The organism is Cysteiniphilum litorale (assembly GCF_003428165.1).
Lineage (GTDB): Bacteria > Pseudomonadota > Gammaproteobacteria > Francisellales > Francisellaceae > Caedibacter > Caedibacter litoralis.
Window position 1 is genome coordinate 1 of the sequence record NZ_QLIQ01000019.1, and the last position, 20,574, is coordinate 20,574.

Genomic DNA, 20,574 nt, shown 5'->3' on the forward strand with positions numbered 1-20,574 from the left:
AATGAACGTGTACAAAGAAGGTGCTATTGACTTTAAAAGTCAGGCGCAAAAAACATTGCAGGTTGCATGACATGTATAGGAATAAGAATTTTTAAAAAACTGTATTGACACTTTGGGGTAGAATAAACCTTGATATTATTACCTCAGCTGCAGTGCATATCGCTGAAGAAATGGCGTTTCATAAAGAATCGGTGTGTGAGGCTTAGAATGAGAGTGATGACAAAGAAAACACAGCAAATTATAGTAAGTGATCCAACCTTACGTGATGGCAGTCATGCTATTTCCCATCAAATGGATTTGGAGTATATCAGACAATATGCAACAGCCGCTGACCAAGCAGGTGTTGATATTATTGAAGTTGGGCATGGCAATGGACTTGGTGCTTCTTCAGTGCAGTTGGGTCTTGCTAAATATAGTGATCGCGATATGCTGAAAATAGCACGATTAGCGGTTAATAACAACAAAATAGGCGTTCATATCATTCCTGGATTTGGTGTGATTGATCGCGATTTAGCTATGGCGGTTGATGAGGGTGTTGATGTAGTGCGTGTTGCATCACATTGTACAGAAGCAGATATCACTAAGCGCCATATTAACTACGCTGCACGCGCAGGGTGTGAAGTGTTTGGTGTTTTAATGATGTCACATCTAGCGAATGCGGAGACGCTATTAGCAGAAGCTACTAAAATGCAAGATTATGGTGCAAATGGTATTATATTAATGGATTCTGCAGGTGCGTATATGATGCATGATGTTCGCGCTAAGGTGGCACACCTAGTGAATCATTTAAATATTCAAGTGGGGTTTCATGCACATAATAATCTAGGTCTTGCTATTGCAAACTCATTAACTGCAATTGATGCGGGCGCTACAATCATTGATGGAACGGCTTATGGTTTTGGAGCGGGTTCTGGTAATGCAGCTATTGAGGTGCTAGTTGCAACAATGTCAAAACTCAATATCAAGACACAGATTGATTTAGATAAGCTGTTCGATGCCGTTGAGATTGCCAGAGATTTATTTATTAAAACCGTACCGCATATCTCAACACTTAGTTTGGTTAGTGGTTTAACAGGTATTTTCTCAGGATTTATTAAACCCGTTAAAAAAGCAGCGGCTGATTTTGGCGTATGCCCTAGGGAAATATTCTATGAACTCTCGAGACAGAAAATCCTTGCGGGACAAGAAGATTTGATTATCGCGGCAGCGCAAGCTTTAGCAGTCAAAAAAGATTGTATGAGTTGAAAAGTCTAATTGACATAAATGATATAGTAATTTCCAATATTGAAACTATAATCAGTCTGCTGATTAAGTAAACGTTAAACATAGGAGTTGAAAATGATGAATAAAAAAAGTCTACTGAGCTTAAGCGCGCTGGCAGCAGCTGGTTTGTTGTTAGCAGGATGTGCGACAAAAACGGTATATCTCACGCCGGATCAATATTGTCAAACTGAAACCTTACAATCCTATACAGTGAAAAAAGGTGATAGTTTAAGCAAGATTGCTAAAGCAAATAATACGACTGAAAGCTGCATCAAATCATTAAATCACTTGAAAGGAAACGTGATTAGCCCAGAGCAAAAACTCTATCTTCCTGTTGTGCCTAAGAGTAGCTGGATTTAATTGGTATTAGCAAACAACACTAATATCAACCGATGGGCGCAAAGTTGAGCAGACGGCTAATGCTTCGTGTACAGGGTGATTTGCAAATTTTGTAAATGGGGCATTGCCTGATGCTTTTTGATTAATCGCAGGGATTGCTTGTTGCATTAAGTTATAGTCAAAGCGTGGCGCCCATTTGCGTGCGCCAAGGCGTGCAGTGGTTGAACAGTTGTCAACCATGTGCGCAACCCCTTTAAAGTGCATATAAGGGTTAAGTGAGTCGACTGCTTCAATAATTGATTCGTTAACGATTTCAGAATAGCTGTGACCTTTTTCCGCTAAAACATCGACTTGGGCGATAATGCAGGCAAGGTAAACACCAGCAGTAATTGGATCATTTGGCATATTGTTATTATCGCGTTGACTACGCACTTTTTCGCCGACTTTCCACATGTCAGTGCCATCGATTTTGCCCATTGGTAGACGTGAATGGCGTTTGCCTGCCAAGGTGACTGATCGAAATTCATTGCCACTTTCAACATCTTCATAGATCTCAAAAAGAATATCTAAGCAGGGTGTGTAGGCAGCATTGTAGGCATTTTCAAACTTTTCTTTATCGGCGGAGCTAAAGCTGTCATAAACCTTCTTAAGGCCTTGTGTTGAGATGGTTTTTGATATATTTCCTGTGATTGCTTCAGCAGTGCGCTTGAAGGCTTCTTCAGGATTAACACCATTATCGGTAAAGTGGCGATAAAGCACTTCAATAATGCCATGAACGGCACCGAGTAATACGCCGCGCTCGCCAAAAATGTCTGAGCGATATTCCATCTCCATCGTCGTAGGGAAAACAAATGGTGCGCCACAGGCAATTGCCCATGCAAGGGCATAATCAGTTGCCTTACCATTGATGTCTTGATAAACGGCAATGCTACTGTTAATGCCGGCACCATTAACTGTTTTGCCTTGTTCATAAAGTCGTCTTACCGAAGGTCCCATCCCTTTTGGACACATTGCAACAATATTAATATCATTGCGAATTGGCGCATTGATTGTCTTCATATAGCCGATTAAAAAACCATGGGAAAAACCAAGGGTACTTCCTGGTTTTGCCGCAGCAAAAATTTCTTTGTAAAGTTCAGCTTGTGCTGCATCTGAAATCAAAATGATCGCTAAATCAGATTTAGAAATAACGTCAAACATCTCACCTAATGTACCATCTGCCTTAGAGAAGCCTGCTGCTTCAGCAGATTTTTCTGATTTGGAATTAGCGCGCAAACCAACACACACTTTAATATCAGTATCAGCGAGTGAATCACGCAAGTTTTGCGCTTGTGCTGGACCTTGTGAGCTCCAGCCAATCACACCGATTTGTTTGATACCATCAAATGCTTGTGGCAACTTCGAGAATAAATGACGACCTCCGGCAACAATTGTCTCACTGCCACCGCCTAAGTTGTATTCTTTAACGTCAAAGATATTGCTTTGGATTTTCATGCGGTATTACCTCGTTGTTTTTAGTGTTTTTAATAATTAAAAATAAAAATTCGCCGATAAAGTTATTGTGCTATAAAGTTTGTGTTGAAATAAAGTGAATTATAATCAATTATATGTTGCGTAATTTGCAATAATCACGACGATTAAGGTTTATCGCCACTGAAAATGTATTGTTTTTAGATAAATATTATAAAAATTAAAAAAATACTTGACCTTTGTTATGCTTAAGTAAATAATGCGCGACAGAACCAAATAGTGTACCCCGATATGTGGGCACATGTGACCCTCCCCAACATGATATTAAGGAGCTAAACATGATAACTTTTCACTCACTTCAACCACCCAGTTGTTAATCTTTTGCAGTTGGAGATAAATAGATTATTTCTATAGCTGTTTCATTAATACTTTTATATTTGATTGATTGCGTTTATAGTTTCTAATATCTATCGCAAAATGAGTTATGCCATCTCTTATCTCGCCCCTTGCGGGAGATGTCGTATAGCATAAGCTGTACGGGTGATGGTTAATTGTAACTTAGTTTTGTTTATCGTTAGTTTTGATAAATGCCAAATAGAAAGTATTCATCAAATAGTTGTAACTCCAATGCTGTAATACCAAGATAGCTCAGTCACTCGGATAATATATTATACATAGATGTGTAATGTATTTATTCTGTGGTATGTTGCGTTATTATTGAAATATTTAGCAATAAAAACAGCTATGTTTATGCCTTATTGATATTCTCAATCTGTTGTCTAGCGCTTGGTTTATAAGATTAAAAAAATAAAAGAAATATATTCAGTTAATACATTAAGGTGTAAGTTATGAATACAATAACATTAAAAAATAACTACAGAAAAAGAAACTACTCCCTGCATGATGTTGTTTTTGTCATGCTGGTTATTGCAGCCCTTGGGCTGATGTATTATGCGTGGATTGGTATGCATCAAAGCTTTATTAATGAATCATCTGTGGCGGCAATATCACTAGACCCAAGTCATTTGCCTTACTATACATTGCGTACGGTGATGCGCCTACTCATTGGGATGGTGTGGTCGTTTGCTTTTGCCTTAATTGCCGGTTATGCATGTGCTAAGAACAAGCATGTTGCACGCATTTTGTTGCCAATTATTAACTTTATGGAATCAGTACCTTTACTGGGTTTTTTAACCTTTACCACGGCCTTTTTCTTATTCCTGTTTCCTCATTCAGTGATGGGGCTTGAAGCGGCAGCGATTTTTGGCGTGTTTACATCACAAGCATGGAATATGGCATTAATTGTTTATCAGACGATTCGCATTGTGCCGGAGGAAGTGATTGATGCGTCGCGTGTGTATAAGCTAAATGCGTGGCAGCGTTTTTGGAAGATTGAAATGCCTTATTCAGTACCTGGGCTTTTGTGGAATGTGATGGTTTCGCAATCTGCCGCATGGTTTGCACTTGTTGCAACTGAGGCGATTCCTGTGGGTGATAAAGATGTGATGTTGCCGGGCGTTGGTGCGTATATAAGTACCGCACTTGATCACGCCAACGCGTTAGCAATCGTATACGCCCTTATTGCGATTATTTTGACGATTGTTGCTTTTGATCAGTTGGTATTTCGTCCATTGGTCAAGTGGTCAAAGAAGTTTAAGTATGAACAGATAAATGTCAGTGGTGCGCATAGCTCGTGGATGCATGATCTGTGTACTAAATCAGCGTGCTTTAATGCAATTGCTAAAGGCATAAAAACGGTGAATTTTTACTTCATTAATTCACCAACAATTATTGCCAGAAAGTTGTCAATACCGCAATTATCACTCACGCCAGCAGTTCGACACCTATCAACAGCGATTTGGTATCTGTGTATTGTTACCTTAGCTATTTGGGCAGGTGTTTCATTATGGAAGTTTTTCCCTAATGGCGATATGACCTATCTGTTACCACTGATGTGGGAGACGACGTATCGTGTCGCAATTGCCATGGGGTTAAGTATCGTGATTTGTACACCTCTTGGTATCTGGATTGGTATCTCACCGAAGCGTACCAAAATGTTGCAGCCAATTATTCAGGTAATGGCAGCTATTCCGCAACCGATTTTCTTCCCAATCGTGGCGATTTTACTGATGTTCGGTGGCGGTAGTTTAAGCATCTGGGCAATTCCACTCATTATGACAGGCACTTCTTGGTATGTGTTGTTTAATGTGATTGCTGGCGCCTCAGCTTTGCCATCGGATTTAATTGAGATGTCGCGCAGCTTTCATTTAAAGGGAACTAAATGGTGGTTTAAGTTTGCAATTCCTGCGGTCTTCCCCTACATCGTTTGTGGGATTATCAGTGCCGCAGGTGGCGCATGGAACTCAGCAATTGCTGCTGAGCTGATTACTTGGGGTGGTAAAACGATTTCAATTAGTGGTATTGGTGAGCTTGTATCACAAACTACCAGTAACAATCAAGTAGCTGAAGCAGCATTAGCCGTCAGTGCAATGTGTGTCCTTGTCGCGCTGTGTGTGATATTTATCTGGAAGCCTTTGTATAAGCTTGCGGAAACAAAATATAAAATTTAATAGGTTGACCATCGCTTCTTTGCCAACCTTATCATCAAAACGCAAATGACAGAACGGGTGATGATCTTGGCGAAGAAGCGTGAAAAGAGGATTTGAAAATGAAAAACAATGTACTTATCGAATGCCAAAATATCGAACTTTATTTTGAAAAAGACAAAAAGCACTCACTAAAAGTGTTGGATCGTATTAATTTCACATTACATGAAAATGAAATCGTTGCCATCTTAGGTAAATCAGGTGCTGGTAAATCAAGTTTCTTACGCATTGCTGCTGGACTTTTACATCCAAGCTATGGTTCTGTGCTCTACAAAGACAAGCCAGTAACTAAGCCACTTGATAATATGAGTATGGTATTTCAAAACTTTGCATTACTGCCATGGTTGAATGTGGTTGACAATATTCTATTTGGTAGTGATGCATTGGGTATTTCACGTAAAATAAGTGAGCCAAAAGCGCATGAGCTTATTCAAAAAATTTCATTGCAAGGTTTTGAAAAAGCTTATGTAAACGAACTATCCGGTGGCATGAAACAACGTGTTGGTTTTGCGCGAGCTCTTATGGTTGAGCCGGAGATTTTATTCTTAGATGAGCCGTTTTCATCGCTTGATATTACTACGGCAAATACTCTGCGTAGTGATATATTAAACCTGTGGCTTAATAAGCAAATTCCAACAAAATCAATGGTGCTAGTCACTCATAGTGTTGAAGAAGCGGTGATGATGGCAGATCGCGTTATTATCTTTGATAACCATCCGGGTAAAATTGCTTATGAACATACACTAAATATCCCGCGCCTAAGAGATAAACGCTCAGCAGAGGTGTTAAAGCATATCGATCTTTTAGAGCAGAAGCTGCATAGTGTAAATATGGGCAAAAAAGAAGATAAGGTGTTAACGATTCAGCCGTAAGAAAGCTTACACCTGCAAACAAACAACACCGTTGCGCCCTGCCGCTTTCACCTGATAAAGAGCTTCATCGGCTTTATTTAAGGTGGTTTCAAAGTTATTTGATTCCAGTGCGTGATATAGGTTGCTGGCAACACCAATGCTGATCGTGACTTGAATTAAGCCGATCTTGGGTATGTCTTGACATACTTTCGCATTAAGTCTTTGACCGATCTCTTGCGCTTGAGGCATCGTGGTATTTGGCAAAAGAATCACATATTCATCGCCACCAAAACGTGACACGATGTCATCTTTTCGTGTGTGCTGCTTTAAAATACTTGCTACATTCTGGATGATTTTATCTCCCATAGCATGTCCGTGCTCGTCATTGATTTTTTTGAACTTATCAATATCGATAAACATCACACTATAAGGTGTACCATCACGAGTAAGCTGCTTGAAATCTTTGACGCTATCATAAAAAGCACCACGATTCATTAAACCGGTCAATTGATCGGTTGTTGCCATCAGTTCTAATTGTTTTTCACTGTAAGCAATATCAGATAAAATAACCGATATCGTTGTCGCAATAACAATTGTGATGGTCATAAGAATAAAGACATTTGTTATCTTTTGATCAGTTAATGGTAATTCAATCAAATAGTTATAGTTAGGATGCGTTACACAAAAGATCATCAAAGCAACTGAAGTAAGTGACAGAAACCACTTGGTTTTGTGTTGATTAACCTCAAAAATCATGTTGCTAAAAGGAGGCACAGCCATAAAGAAAAGGTAGTTTAACAGCTCCGGTTGATACAAAAAGTAAGTAAAAATAAAGGTGTTGATAATAAACAGTGCGCCAAGCGTGAGTTTTGCTAGATAGTAATGGCGATACTTCAATAAAATAAGCGGTATGCAATAAGAAAATACTGCACAATAGCTATATACGCCGCCATAGATTTCTTTCTCAGTTGCAAAGTGCAAAACACCAAATACGGAATTGCCAATAATAACGAGCATTAAGCTAATAAGTGTTACATGAATACGGTGCCAGTAGGATGATCTGGAGTTTTTGATGTTGAACTTATTGTTTAACCATATCTTTGCTTGTCTCATCACCAATATCCATTTGATAATTTTTATAGTTTTGTTATGTCTTAAAGTAGTACTAACTATAGTCTAAATTTGATAAAAGACTATAAAATCAGCATATTAATAACTAGTATTTGAATATACTAACGTTTGGTGTGTGTAACATGAGCATTAATTTTATAGCAAATTAACGTTATCCTAGCGGTGTTTTATCAATTGATAGAATGTTGAAAAAGATATAAAACGGGAGAAGCTATGAAACTACTTAAGAATTTATTGTTGCCAGCGATTGTTATTGGACCATTTGTCTTTGGTGCGGCGGTTATTTTTCTGATTTATCATGTTTATGACAAAATTTAAGACTTATTGAGTTACATCCAGCTTGCTAGGGATGATTTACGAGCGGTATAGCTATTTAGAAGCTGTAACTTGAGTTAAACTGTAGGTACTTATGATTATCTATAGGAACCTGATAATGAAAACACTTAATCAATGGCTTGATGAATATGCTCAAAGCCATCAGAATAAAACCAATAAGACGATTCACTATATTTTTGTGCCACTTATTATGTTTAGCTTAATGGGTGTTTTATTAAGTATTTCGCCTTGGCTTATGTGGCTTTTAGTCGTTGTTAGCCTGATTTTTTATGCGCGATTATCACTAAAGCTTAGTCTATACATGCTGGTGATTACCTTGGTTATGGTTGTTATTCTTTATCAAATACCACAACTTTTCTGGGTGAGTTTGGTTATCTTCATCATTAGTTGGATTTTCCAATTTATTGGACACAAACTTGAGGGCAAAAAACCTTCTTTTTTCAAAGACTTACAGTTTTTGCTTATCGGGCCTTTATGGGTTTTGAATCATGTTCTAAGCAGATGTAATCAAAATAAATGATCAATAGAGGTTGCATTACAACTACTCCCCATATTGAATCAAAGTAAACGCTCATATTGACACTTTTTTGAAAGCTTGATCCAAATGTGTTAGGGTAAAAAAGGATTGATAACAGAGGAGGAGTTTATGAGTAGGCAAAAAGGCGCCTATGCACCGGTATTTTACCCATCGATAATTTTGATTGTATTATTTGCATTGATTGGTGTGCTATGGCCAGAGCATGCTAAATTATTTTTTGCAAATATCCAAAGCTGGCTAACATTACAAACTGGTTGGCTTTATATCTTAGGTATGGCAATCTTTGTCTGCTTATGTATTTTCTTGATGGTTAGCCGTTTGGGGGATATTAAACTAGGTCCAGATCACAGCTTGCCTGAGCATAGCAGTATCTCTTGGTTTGCAATGTTGTTTGCAGCTGGTATGGGCATTGGCTTGATGTTTTTTAGTGTTGCCGAACCATTGCAACATTATTTATCACCACCAGATGTCAGTACAAGCAATAGTATTCTCGCAGCAAAGGATGCGATGAATGTCACCTTCTTTCATTGGGGATTGCAGGCATGGTCTGTATATGCAATTGTTGGTTTGGCTTTGGCATATTTTTCCTATCGGCATAAACTGCCGCTATTGCCACGTTCGGTGCTCTATCCACTTATTGGCAAAAGAATTTATGGCGTGATAGGGCATGTTGTTGATGTATTTGCAATTTTAGGTACGATGTTTGGTATCGCTACCTCTTTGGGGCTGGGAGCGACACAGGTTAATGCGGGATTGCATTTTTTATTTAATGTTCCCGTCAATGTTCCTGTGCAGACTATTTTAATTATTATCATCACACTCATTGCAACGGCTTCCGTGGCATTAGGATTGGAAAAAGGCATTAAGCTATTAAGTAACTTTAATATTATCGTGGCCGTGCTTTTACTTTTGTTTGTATTGTTCTTGGGAGGTTTTACCTCTTTACTGCAAGCATTTGTGCAAAACACAGGAAGTTATCTAAGTAGTATAGTTAATAAGACCTTTAATCTTTATGCTTATGAGAATAAGCAGGGCTGGTTAAGTGGTTGGACACTATTTTACTGGGGGTGGTGGATTGCATGGTCGCCGTTTGTTGGGATGTTTATCGCTAAAGTATCAAAAGGGCGTACCATTCGTGAATTCTTGGTTGGTGTGTTATTTATTCCAACTGGCTTTACCTTTCTTTGGCTAAGCGTTTTTGGTAATTCAGCGATTAATTTGGTATTGCATGATCAGTCAATGGCGTTAGTGCAGGCGGTACAGCATAATATTCCGGTGGCATTATTTGAATTCTTACAGCACTTTCCGTTATCTTCGATTACCTCAATACTTGCCTTGATTTTATTAGTGACATTTTTTGTGACTTCAGCGGATTCAGGCTCATTGGTGATTGATATTATTGCTACGGCAAACGCCAAAAAATCAATTGTATGGCAACGCATCTTTTGGTCATTGCTAGAAGGGTTTTTGGCAATATCGTTGCTTTATTCAGGAGGGTTAGCAGCACTGCAAACAGCGACTATTGCCAGTGCTTTTCCATTTCTAATTGTGTTGTTTTTCATGTGTATTGCATTAGTTAAAGCATTGCGTGAGGACTACTTGCGTCTATCGAGTATTAAAACACACTCAACAGCAGTACAGTACACGTCGGCAAATTCAAGCTGGCAGCAACGTTTAGATGGTCTTTTGATGTTGCCTAATCGCGTACAAGCACTGACGTTCTTAAGACAAGTAGTGCAACCGGCGATTGAAAAAGTTGGGGCACGTATTAGGAAAGAATTAGAAGTTCAAATGGTAATGGATGAAGATAAAGTGCGTTTATTGATTCCAAAATCAGATGATATTGATTTCGTCTATAGTGTGCATATTCGCGCTTTTGCTTTACCAAGCTACGCTGAGGATGATGGTGATAATGAGCAAGATAAAGATAAGCAAGAAAAACACTATTATCGTGCTGAAGTATTTTTAGAGCATGGTGGTCAGCAATATGACATTATGGGCTATACCGAAGAGCAGGTAATTGCCGATATCCTAACGCAGTATGAAAAGCATCTTTATTACATTCATGTATCAAATGCAGATAGGGCGCTTATTTGATTGAATTAGTCGCACTTTGAGCCCAGACGCTTTTTGAAGCGTTGCTGTAGTTTGTTTAAAATACTACTTGCCGTTTTTTCAAACAAAAAAGGCAATATTGCATGTATCGAGCAAAAGATACCTGCTGCAATCATCAACACACCGCAATAGAGTGCTTCTTTGGCGTGTTGAAAATATCCTTCATTGATATCGTTTAAATGTTTTGTTAAATAATTCATCTTATCCTCCTTTGGGTCTCCAATTACGTATGCTAAAGGAGCTGTATTGTGCTTGTCAAAATGTTACGGCGGCAATTCGCGAAAGCAGTTTTTTGAAAGTTAGGGGCAACCCCTGCCATTTGGCTTCTTGTATGTCAGTCATTAGATGGAATAAGATCTGAAAAAGGAGAGAAAACAAACAAAAGGAAAGATGTACTATGCTAAAAAGAATGGTTCAATTAACGGTCGCCGTGGCAGCTATTTCAGTAGCGACAGCTTATGCTGAAAACCAACAAGCCCCGTGTGCTAGTGGTAGCTCGACTTGCCAAAGTATATGGACTATGTCTCCAGATAAAAATCCACAGTATAACAATCATGGGCGCGCATTTATTTCTTGTGACTCTGCTCGAGATGTTGTCTGGAATGATAATACACTAACGGTTAAATATCACCATGTTCAAGGAGATGAATCAAGCGGGCATGTTGAAAATACCTGTTATGTTGGGTTTTCCAATATTTTCACTCAGAGTCAGACCGCTAAAAGGCATGGTTATGTAACGGCAAATATTACCATTAATGGTAATCCCTCCATCAAAGATCAGATATGGCCTGCTTTTTGGTTGGTTGGACCTTCATGGCCAACATATGGTGAAATTGATCAAGCTGAATATATGGCAAAGGTGCAAGGCAGTGTTACTCATAATAACTTGAATGGGGGGCCTAGCTGGGATCAAAATCATTCAAAAGCCATTGCTAATTACAATCAATTAGGTCTGGGAGACATTAATCAAAATCATCAATACGGTATCGAATGGCAGCTAAAAGGTGATATTACCGATCCAAATCATACTTATGTATTAACGACATATTTTGATGGTCAAGCGGTTGCTCAACCTTATACATTAAGTACGACAGAGTACCCAGATAAAGCGGTGATTAAAGGCTTAGATGCTGGTAATATGACTTTGATGTTTGATACAGAAAATATTGCAGCACTCGGTGATAATAAAGACACGGTTAAAGCATCGCCAACTTTGGATTACTCGTTAGCTGCATCTAATGTTACGGCGTATGCTGTGAATGGTTAGTCTAAAAACCATCACATCGGATTCTTAGTGGAGTGTCTAATTAAAGATGCTCGGCAACATTTGGTAGGGGGAAGCAAATACAATCGTTATCTTATCATGTAGGGCAACGATTGTATTGAAGACAAAAGGATGTCCACAATTTATTCTACATGACTTAATGATAATGACATACATGCTACAAAGGACGTCAGGTTAAATTTAAAAATAATCAGAAGGTAAAGGAGTGACAATGTTATATTTGAAAAAATTTTTTATCCTAACACCATTATGTGTTGTAGGTTTGATGGCGGGGCAGGCTGTGTCGGCAGACCCTATGTATATAAAAATTGTCAACGATACAAACAAGACAATTTATCCTTTGATAACATCAGGATCTCCACCAATTGATTGTACGGGGGATCTTGGTATAGAGAAAAATGGTATTGCGGCTAATACAGCGGTGACTATAAATTTAGCGTCAAATTGTTGGAATGCAGGGCGAGTTTTTATCGGTCAAAGCTCTATTGTTGAAATGCAACCTAATGCCCCGCTAGCTCCAGATACCAAATATCCTTATCAATTATTAGAGTATACTTTCAGTCATGGGGACACGGTTGACTATGATTTTTCAGCAGTTGATGCGTTTAGTGATATTCCAGTTGCTGTTGAAGCTTTTATGCCAACGACATCACAACCCCAAATTGGATGGGTTGGAATGAGTGATCAGCAAACTTATTATCAAGATGCAATGAGCAAATTCTCAAACGCAGCAAATTGGCCATTTTATAAAGGAGATGATGGTCAACCTGTTTTGGATAAGATGCCAGGAGCATATAATTTGTTTGCTCATCCTGAGTTAGCTGAACAGAGCAAAGGGGATCTAATAAGACAATCTTTGGATCATAAGTGGTTTGATGTTTGGTACAATCAAGATAGTCAGCCTTGCGCCGGAGCAACAACAGCTTATTGTAGTGATTTTCAGCAAAAGGTCAGGGATGTTATTAATGGCTTTGTTAAAAACTACCTGCTTTCTAAAAAAGAGGCAATTACGCCTGAAAATATTGCAGCTGTTATTGCTAATGCCCAAGATCGTGCTAGGATTCTTCAAAACGTCTATGGCTATGTACCATTTATTAAAGCGCCGGATCCAAAATACCCAACAGATCCCAAGAAAAATATATGGCCCTATATTGATGATCATCAAAGTATACACCTTGGGCCTGATGTCACGGATCTATTACGTGGAGGGTTAGCTGATGATAGTAATCGCGCTGATAGCATTAACTATAGTGATAAATATGTGCTGGATCCGTACACTATTTTTATGCATGATAAGACACCGCCTAATTTAGGGCTACAGATATATGCTTTTTCAATTGATGATTCAATTGGGAATTTATATGTACCCAATTATAAAGGTATAGTGATTGATGTGGGTAGCACAAAAAGTTTGCCTAATACATCACCGTATACACCACCGCCGCCACCAAGTGAATACAATATTAATATTGGTGGTGGTTGGACAACTATCTCGGGTAACGTATGTGGTAAGGCAGTTGCTAATGAGTCGGTCATTCCGCTGAATTTTGATAAAGCGTGTGACGTGAGTTTAACGATGAATAAAGGACAGAGCGCTGACAATACACAGTTTCATTTAGAGAAAAACTCAAGCGGCAATCTTGTTCTTTCAAATTGTAGTGGAAATATTTGTCAGCAAATCAATACTGATGCCAAAAACATTTATTTACCCGGAGCACCTGCCTAATGATTTCTTAAAATCAACGTAAATAGAGGGATCAAAATTATTACATTAGCCTATTGAATAGGCATAAACATCAAATCGGCTACTTTTACCAATCACTTGACTGGTCGGCTTTTGATGGTCAATAAAATCGCCCAAGCGCGGGCGTTTAACGACTATCTTCTTAGGGCTTAATGCTTTAGCTTGTTGGAAAAGCAGCTTATTGCTTTGTTCATCAATGCCTACCAAATCATGCAATAATTGCATATTCTTTTTGACCTTGGCACTTTTGGTGCGCTCAGGAAACATTGGATCAAGGTAGATTACATTATATTTAGCCATTTGATGTACATGATCAAGCCGAATTGAATTGGCAAAGTAAAGGCTAATTCTATCGGCAATTACTGCTAAATTTGATTTTTCTTTGGCGCGCCGTAAGCCATCTTGCAATAATAAGAAAACATAAGGGTTCTGCTCAATCGCATCGATAGTATGCCCTCGTGCGGCAAGTGAGAAGCTATCTTGTCCAAGGCCTGCAGTCATATCTAGAATGCTGAGCTTATCTTTGCTTTTCCCCTCAATTGCTTTGATTAAATCAAGTTTTGCGGTATTGGGTTTGATGCGATTTTGAATATCATGACTATTGAAGTCTACGCAAAGCGTTAATGTTGAATCGCTATGCTTTAAGGTGAGCACATCATTTTCATACTCAAGATAAAATAACTGCTTAGGGATGGAGCTTAATCTATTGATAGATATAGATTTAAGCATCTCTAAATCAGGTGAGATTGTCGTATTGTGTGATATGAGATAGTTTATGGATTGCATATATTAGAGGTCTTATTTTTTACGTTTAGCGCGTGGATGGGTTTGATCATATACGCTTGCCAGTTGTTGGAAGTCAAGATGCGTATAAATCTGAGTGGTTGAAATATCACTATGCCCTAGTAGGTTTTGCACAGCGACAAGATCTCTGGAGGATTCAAGTAAATGGCTGGCAAAGGCGTGCCTTAGCATATGCGGATGAATATGCTTTGGCGCATGTTCAAGTGCAAATTTTTCAAAACGTTTTTGAATGCTGCGCGCTTGAATTGGCGTGCCTTTTAGCGTGGTAAAAAGATAGTCATGAGCACAGTTTAAACTCTGACGTATGTTTAGCCACCTATTCATGGCGCTAATTGCTTTATCACCGATTGGCACGATGCGTTCTTTGCTGCCCTTGCCAAATACGCGAATGGTTTTTTGTGAGAAATCGATTTGTTCAAAACGTAATTGGGCTAATTCACTAAGGCGCAGTCCACTGCTGTAGATAACCTCCAGCATGGCAAGATCACGCAGTTCTAAATCATCATCGCTTTGATAGTCTAGAACTTGCTGCATTTGATCAACATCGAGTGTTTTGGGAAGCTTCTTTGGCGATTTGGGCGCTTTAATAGCATAAGAAGGGTCTTCTATGATTATTTCATTGCTTAACAAATAGCGGAAAAAAGATTTAACAGCACTTAATTTACGTTGAATGGATTTGGGACTAATGCCTTGACTATGCAATGTTTTAAGCCAAAGTTTTATCTCTTGTGATGTACTTTCAGCAAGCACTCTATCTTTGCTTTGCAAAAAGACATCAAAGCCATGTAGGTCACGCTGATAGGCATCGATGGTGAGATCAGAGTAATTGCGCTCAAATTTTAGGTGATGCAAAAAGTTATTAAGTTCTGAGTTCATCTAAACTTGTGCCTGCGCATGGTTTTTTTGTATTTGTCATGAGTATATACTCATCGCGACAAGAAAAAATAAAAAAAGCAGAAAAAGCAGAAAAAGCAGAAAAAGCAAAAAAGCGAGTGATCCTTTGGCAAAAAAAGCAGTTCTATTAATTAATGGCGAGATCGATATCGCGTTTTGCGAATCTTATATCTGTCAGCATTTAGATGATTTACCGATTTATTGTGCTGATGGGGCGTTTAATCAGATTCAAAATGTCAAAAGTCTTGTTAACAAAGTACGGATGATTATTGGTGACGGTGACTCGATTGATCATGCTAAGCGCTTAAACATCCCATATCAGCAAGATGATGATCAATATTCTACCGATTTTGAGAAGGCGTTAAACCATTTACGACAACACGGATATCGTGAGTTATTTTTATTCGGGTTTGGTGGTCGGGAAATGGATCACTACCTTGGCAATATATCGACCTTGCTTAGGCATCAGTATCAACTCAAATGTCAAGTGATTGATCGTTATGGTGTTTCACAGTTAATGCATCAGAAAATGTGTATAAGCAATGCCAAGGGCAAGATGGTTTCAATTGTGCCGTTGTTTGAGCTTATTGATTTAACATTACAAGGGTTTGCCTTTGATTTGGATCAATATACATTACGCTTTGGTGAAGAGCTGGGCATTCGTAATCATGCACTTCAAGATGAGCTATTTATTGACTATTCACAGGGTGATGGCTTGCTATTCTTGTCGCATGATCCCTATCATCGATTTCTGTCAAAATAAAATAGTTGGCATTGCGCAGATAAAATGATTTGTTTTTTATACAGTCTTGCTATACTGAGTGCGACTTTTTGGTCTTTGAGTGATTTTTGTTCTTATATGTGAGTGATTTTATCATGCTGCATATACCCACTAAGCGCATAAGAGTACATGGAGTCAGTAAAGTTTAATTTAAATAATATAGTAAGAGAGTATAGGATATGTCGCAACAAACAGGTGCCGTAAAATTTTTTAATGAAACAAAAGGCTTTGGTTTTATCAAGCCAGACAATGGTGGTTCTGATCTTTTCGTTCACGTAACTGCATTAAACGGTTTACAATCATTAGCTAATGATCAACGCGTTTCATTTGATATCGAAGATGGCCGCCGTGGTCCACAAGCAGTAAACGTTCAAATTGCTGGATAATTTATTTCATTAAAAGCGCTTCTAGGAGTGCTTTTTCATTACTTCAAATATTTCATTATATGAGATTTGACCTCGGGGCGTAGCGCAGCCTGGTAGCGCGTTAGCATGGGGTGCTAAAGGTCGTGGGTTCAAATCCCGCCGTCCCGACCATTTTGTGGTTTTAATTGCAGCCGTTATTCTTATTCAATAATGTCGATTTGACCTTTGTCATTGGCTATCAGCAATATATCAGCAGGGTTAACTGCAAATAAACCATTGCAAACTACACCGGTGATTTGATTGATTTGCTGTTCAAGTTTCAATGGGTTATCGATCATCAGATTATGAATATCGATAATAATATTGCCATTGTCAGTGATTACACCTTCACGATAGATCGGTTGACCGCCTAGCTTTACTAGTTCTTTGGCAACATAGCTGCGTGCCATAGGAATAACTTCAATCGGCAATGGGAAGCGTCCTAATTGAGGCACTAGCTTGGTTTGATCAATAATACAAATAAATTTGTCACTGGCAACACGGCAAATTTTCTCGCGGGTTAATGCAGCCCCGCCACCTTTGATCAGCTCTCGATGTTTGTTTGCTTCGTCAGCGCCGTCAATATAAATATCGACTTTATTTGGATAGTTTAAATCAACAACTTCAAAACCATGTGCTTTGAGGCGTTTAGTGCTTTCCTCAGAGCTTGAAACAGTCAGCTCAATTTTAGATTTAATTTTCGCAAGTTCATCAATAAAAAAGTTAACCGTTGAACCTGTACCAACACCAACGGTCATTCCCGGTTTGATATATTCAATTGCGGCAGTTGCAGCAATTTTTTTTAATTCATTTTGATCTGCTTTTTTATTAAAAAACATAAGTAGTAATATCCAATTAATCGCGTTAGGTGGCTTATTTTGGCATATTCATGAGGGATTACAAAGGTGGTTCGCAGTTAAAAATAAGTCAATACTATAGATTATGATGATATGTAGTAAGTAGGAATAAAGTAAAGTAGTAAGAAACTCTACAGATTATCTTAGCTGTGGAGGATGCATAATGATCATAATATGGCATTTGTGATCAAAATATAATCTAAATTTATGGAAATGGCAAATTTCTCACAAAGCTTTAGTTAAAATCCTACAGATTTTGATAATTGTTTTGTCCATAATGTTACTCATGCAACGGATGGCGACCTTAACGGATGAAGGTAGAAATGGATAGCCCCCCCCGCACGGATGAATTTAAATAGGATATGGATATCCTGAAACCCACCTAAATTTTTGCCATCTGTTGCTGAATTCCCCAGTTGATATGCTCTAAGAGCAAAGCATTGCTAACATGTGTTTGTTTGGCTTTTTCAAGCAGCATAATAATCTCTTTGGAGAAAGGCGCATTACCAAGGGCAATGTAGATATTTCTAAGCCAAGCCTGATAACCAATTCGGCGAATAGCAGAGCCTTCTGTTTTTTTCAAAAACTCTTGTTCTGACCATTGCGCTAAATCCATCAAACTTTGGTTGCTTAAGTACGCGCGTGCGAGAAAGTCGGACTCAGCGGTTACAGGGGCGCCTTTGTTAATAGGACATACCAGTTGACAGTCATCACAACCATAGATGCGATTACCAATTGCTTGCCGATATTGCATTGGAATCATACCTTTGTTTTCAATCGTTAAATAAGAGATGCATTTATTGGCATCAATGACTTTATTGTTCACTATGGCATTGGTAGGGCATGCTTTAATGCAAGCTTGGCATTTGCCACATTGATCCGTTATAGGCGATTGTGCAAATGCGCTAAAATCAAGATTAGAGTAGATGCAGCCAATAAAGAAAAATGAACCGTCAACTGGGTGTAGGAGATTGCTATTTTTACCGATCCAGCCAAGACCAGCTTTTTCAGCTAATGGCTTTTCTAACACAGGGGCGCTGTCAGTGAAAACACGCGCACTGTGCTTGGGAAAAACACTTTGAATGAAATCACTTAGTTTACTTAACTTTTGGCGTAACACTTTGTGATAGTCGCGACCGTGCGCATAAACAGAAATAGCTGCATTTTCACTTGGTGTTGATAGCGTTTTGCGAATACCTTTGAAGCAATAAGCTTGGGGTAAGTAGTTTAAACGCACAACAATAACACTTTTAGTGTCTGCAACAAGTTCGTGTGGCGTATAGCGTTTGCTACCATGCTTGACCATGTAATCAAGATCAGCATGATAACCTTGTTGAAGCCACTCTTGATACTTAGGGATATACTGATCAAGTAGGCAATCGGTGGCTGAAATATCAGAAATACCTAGTGTGGTCAGTGCAAATTGTTTAATGCTGTTCCACTGTTCTAAGCTTACGCTGTTCGAGTTCAATGTTTTTAAGACTGTTTGAGATAGATTCACGAGGTAGGCTCGATTGTACTGCAATGCGATGGCAAATAATACAAATAATTAATAATGCAATCATGGCTTCAGGCAGATCAAAAACAGCTATTCCACCACCATAATTGCCAAGGTAAGATACAGCGGTTAACAGCACTAAATAAAGCCAGAGCCAGTAAGATTGCTTAAAATTCCAATTGATCGTGATGCTTTTATCCTTTTTGAATATCCGGTAGAACATTAAGACAATAATGGCTATTGCAATCATAAAACTTGTTTTTGAGACGATATTCCAGCCACTCCAGTAGACAATTAAGGTGCTGGCATAAAATGCCATAATATTCCAAATCCGTGCAAAAGGAAGTCGAAATGGTCGATGTGCTTCAGGTATGCGTAGGCGCAAAGCGCTAGCACTAACAGGGCCCATAATATAGGTCAATGCAACAAGTGATGTCAGGAAAGTTGCCATGGTTGACCAGCCAGGTAGTGGTGCAAACATCAGCATGCTAACGATGAAATTAATAATAATGCAGTAAAGTGGATTGCCTTTTGGCGTCAGTTTGGCAAATATTTGTGGAATATAGTTGTTTTGACTCATAGCAAAGATAGAGCGTGTGGCACTGCCAAAATACATCAGTCCTGCAGCAAGTGGACCAACAATTGCGCCAATGTAAATCAAGACCATTAGCCATTTAATTTCAAGTGTTTTAGAGATCATTGCAAAAGGTCCAAAAGACTCATCAGCATGACCGCCTGCAAGACTAATATGTTGCCAGTTGTTATGTTCAACACTGCCAGAAACGGTATAGATATAAGCAGCTTGTAGCAGTAGAAAAATAATCAAGCACGCAATAATCGAGCCGATAATAGCAATGGGGATGGCTTTTTTAGGATTTTTAGTCTCACCTGCCATTTCTGCCGCAAGTTTGAACCCCGTGAAGGAAAAGGCAATGCCACCTAATGAGATGGCTGATAATACGCCAGAGCTACCATTGGGGGCAAAGCTTAGATTGGCGGATGTTACAGGAGTGCTTTGATGCAGATGATAAACAATCACTAATATGATAATCGCAATAATGCTTGGAACTATAATTTTAATGATTGTCAGAAAGTTATTTGCGCGAATAAGCCAGCGTAGCGAGTAGGTATTAAGAATGCTGATCAAGAGTAATAAAATGGCAGCAAATCCAAAGCCACTAGCGTTTAAACCGCCACTAGAGGCATTGATAAGTGTTGGGAAAAAGACAGCAAGATACTGGATGATGGCTTGAACTTCCGTTGGGGCAAGCGTTAAATAAGATAACCAGATAATCCAGGCGAAGATAAAGCTAACCAAGGTGCCATGGGTAATGTGTGGGATACGAGTGCTTGAGCCTGTGACGGGTATCATGGTGCAAATTTCAGCAAAGACAAAGGCAATAATCATGATCAATAATGCACCAATAATCCAAGACAGCATTGCGGCAGGTCCAGCATAACTTGCGGTTTGTGATGCTGCAAATAGCCAACCGGAGCCTAAAATAGCGCTGATTGATGAAAATAGTAGCCCTGCGATACTTATGTTACGTGTTTTCAAATGAAGTCTCTGTTTATCATCGTGGGCAAGTACGGTAATTAAAATGAAAGCAAATTACAAGATTACTGTAAATTAAATTTGATGTGATCAATAAGCGAAT

Annotated in this window: 18 protein-coding genes and 1 tRNA gene; 11 read left to right on the forward strand and 8 right to left on the reverse strand. The window is 38.8% G+C overall.

The window, feature by feature from the left end; translation table 11 throughout:
- The first annotated feature begins 216 nt into the window (after positions 1-216).
- Together dmpG and DNJ75_RS08440 are read left to right on the forward strand one after the other, a co-directional pair.
- Positions 217-1,245, forward strand: a complete 1,029-nt coding sequence (dmpG, locus tag DNJ75_RS08435) for a 4-hydroxy-2-oxovalerate aldolase (RefSeq protein WP_117003015.1) — start codon at positions 217-219, stop codon at positions 1,243-1,245.
- A gap of 93 nt (positions 1,246-1,338) precedes the next feature.
- Positions 1,339-1,623, forward strand: coding sequence for a LysM peptidoglycan-binding domain-containing protein (locus tag DNJ75_RS08440; protein WP_117003016.1), 285 nt, complete (start codon positions 1,339-1,341; stop codon positions 1,621-1,623).
- A gap of 6 nt (positions 1,624-1,629) precedes the next feature.
- Here the strand turns inward: DNJ75_RS08440 and DNJ75_RS08445 are convergent, their stop codons facing one another.
- Entirely contained in the window at positions 1,630-3,096 is a 1,467-nt protein-coding gene (locus DNJ75_RS08445; RefSeq protein WP_117003017.1) for a ketol-acid reductoisomerase, read from the reverse strand.
- Positions 3,097-3,920: 824 nt separating this feature from the next.
- On the opposite strand from DNJ75_RS08445, the gene DNJ75_RS08450 reads away from it, so the two are divergent.
- Positions 3,921-5,642, forward strand: a complete 1,722-nt coding sequence (locus DNJ75_RS08450) for an ABC transporter permease subunit (protein WP_117003018.1) — start codon at positions 3,921-3,923, stop codon at positions 5,640-5,642.
- Between the two features lie 98 nt (positions 5,643-5,740).
- Entirely contained in the window at positions 5,741-6,550 is an 810-nt protein-coding gene (locus tag DNJ75_RS08455) for an ABC transporter ATP-binding protein (protein ID WP_117003019.1), read from the forward strand.
- 6 nt (positions 6,551-6,556) lie between these two features.
- Here DNJ75_RS08455 and DNJ75_RS08460 read toward each other — a convergent pair whose 3' ends face one another.
- Complete coding sequence (locus DNJ75_RS08460) at positions 6,557-7,642, reverse strand: GGDEF domain-containing protein (protein ID WP_117003020.1); 1,086 nt, start codon at positions 7,640-7,642, stop codon at positions 6,557-6,559.
- Positions 7,643-8,093: 451 nt separating this feature from the next.
- Between DNJ75_RS08460 and DNJ75_RS08465 the strand changes: the two genes are divergently transcribed.
- Positions 8,094-8,516 carry an Mpo1 family 2-hydroxy fatty acid dioxygenase gene (locus tag DNJ75_RS08465; RefSeq protein ID WP_117003021.1) on the forward strand — a complete coding sequence of 141 codons (423 nt, stop codon included), beginning with the start codon at positions 8,094-8,096 and terminating at the stop codon, positions 8,514-8,516.
- 126 nt (positions 8,517-8,642) lie between these two features.
- Positions 8,643-10,631, forward strand: coding sequence for a BCCT family transporter (locus tag DNJ75_RS08470; RefSeq protein ID WP_117003022.1), 1,989 nt, complete (start codon positions 8,643-8,645; stop codon positions 10,629-10,631).
- Between the two features lie 5 nt (positions 10,632-10,636).
- Here DNJ75_RS08470 and DNJ75_RS08475 read toward each other — a convergent pair whose 3' ends face one another.
- Complete coding sequence (locus DNJ75_RS08475; RefSeq protein ID WP_117003023.1) at positions 10,637-10,849, reverse strand: DUF6356 family protein; 213 nt, start codon at positions 10,847-10,849, stop codon at positions 10,637-10,639.
- Between the two features lie 197 nt (positions 10,850-11,046).
- Between DNJ75_RS08475 and DNJ75_RS08480 the strand changes: the two genes are divergently transcribed.
- Together DNJ75_RS08480 and DNJ75_RS08485 are read left to right on the forward strand one after the other, a co-directional pair.
- Complete coding sequence (locus DNJ75_RS08480) at positions 11,047-11,916, forward strand: family 16 glycosylhydrolase (RefSeq protein WP_117003024.1); 870 nt, start codon at positions 11,047-11,049, stop codon at positions 11,914-11,916.
- A gap of 229 nt (positions 11,917-12,145) precedes the next feature.
- Positions 12,146-13,660 (forward strand): hypothetical protein, encoded by a 1,515-nt coding sequence (locus DNJ75_RS08485; RefSeq protein ID WP_117003025.1) that lies wholly within the window; start codon positions 12,146-12,148, stop codon positions 13,658-13,660.
- Positions 13,661-13,705: 45 nt separating this feature from the next.
- Here the strand turns inward: DNJ75_RS08485 and DNJ75_RS08490 are convergent, their stop codons facing one another.
- Together DNJ75_RS08490 and xerC are read right to left on the reverse strand one after the other, a co-directional pair.
- Positions 13,706-14,464, reverse strand: a complete 759-nt coding sequence (locus DNJ75_RS08490; protein WP_117003026.1) for a class I SAM-dependent methyltransferase — start codon at positions 14,462-14,464, stop codon at positions 13,706-13,708.
- Positions 14,465-14,476: 12 nt separating this feature from the next.
- Complete coding sequence (xerC, locus tag DNJ75_RS08495) at positions 14,477-15,358, reverse strand: tyrosine recombinase XerC (RefSeq protein WP_117003027.1); 882 nt, start codon at positions 15,356-15,358, stop codon at positions 14,477-14,479.
- Between the two features lie 124 nt (positions 15,359-15,482).
- Here xerC and DNJ75_RS08500 point away from each other — a divergent pair, with 124 nt between their 5' ends.
- The 3 genes from DNJ75_RS08500 (at position 15,483) to DNJ75_RS08510 (ending at position 16,693) form a co-directional block, all read left to right on the forward strand.
- A complete protein-coding gene (locus tag DNJ75_RS08500) occupies positions 15,483-16,139 on the forward strand; it encodes a thiamine diphosphokinase (RefSeq protein WP_157968274.1) in 657 nt (218 codons plus the stop codon).
- 197 nt (positions 16,140-16,336) lie between these two features.
- Positions 16,337-16,543: a cold-shock protein gene (locus DNJ75_RS08505; protein WP_117003029.1), complete on the forward strand. Its 207-nt coding sequence runs from the start codon at positions 16,337-16,339 to the stop codon at positions 16,541-16,543.
- 73 nt (positions 16,544-16,616) lie between these two features.
- Positions 16,617-16,693 (forward strand) — tRNA-Pro (locus DNJ75_RS08510).
- A 29-nt stretch (positions 16,694-16,722) separates the two neighbouring features.
- Here DNJ75_RS08510 and rpiA read toward each other — a convergent pair.
- The 3 genes from rpiA to DNJ75_RS08525 form a co-directional block, all read right to left on the reverse strand.
- Positions 16,723-17,400: a ribose-5-phosphate isomerase RpiA gene (gene rpiA, locus DNJ75_RS08515; protein ID WP_117003030.1), complete on the reverse strand. Its 678-nt coding sequence runs from the start codon at positions 17,398-17,400 to the stop codon at positions 16,723-16,725.
- A gap of 400 nt (positions 17,401-17,800) precedes the next feature.
- Entirely contained in the window at positions 17,801-18,889 is a 1,089-nt protein-coding gene (gene queG / locus DNJ75_RS08520; RefSeq protein ID WP_117003065.1) for a tRNA epoxyqueuosine(34) reductase QueG, read from the reverse strand.
- The gene (locus DNJ75_RS08525; protein ID WP_224742317.1) at positions 18,846-20,474 is read right to left on the reverse strand and encodes an APC family permease; all 1,629 of its coding nucleotides are present in this window, start codon (positions 20,472-20,474) and stop codon (positions 18,846-18,848) included. Before DNJ75_RS08525 ends, queG begins: the two co-directional genes overlap by 44 nt.
- Positions 20,475-20,574 lie beyond the last annotated feature (100 nt).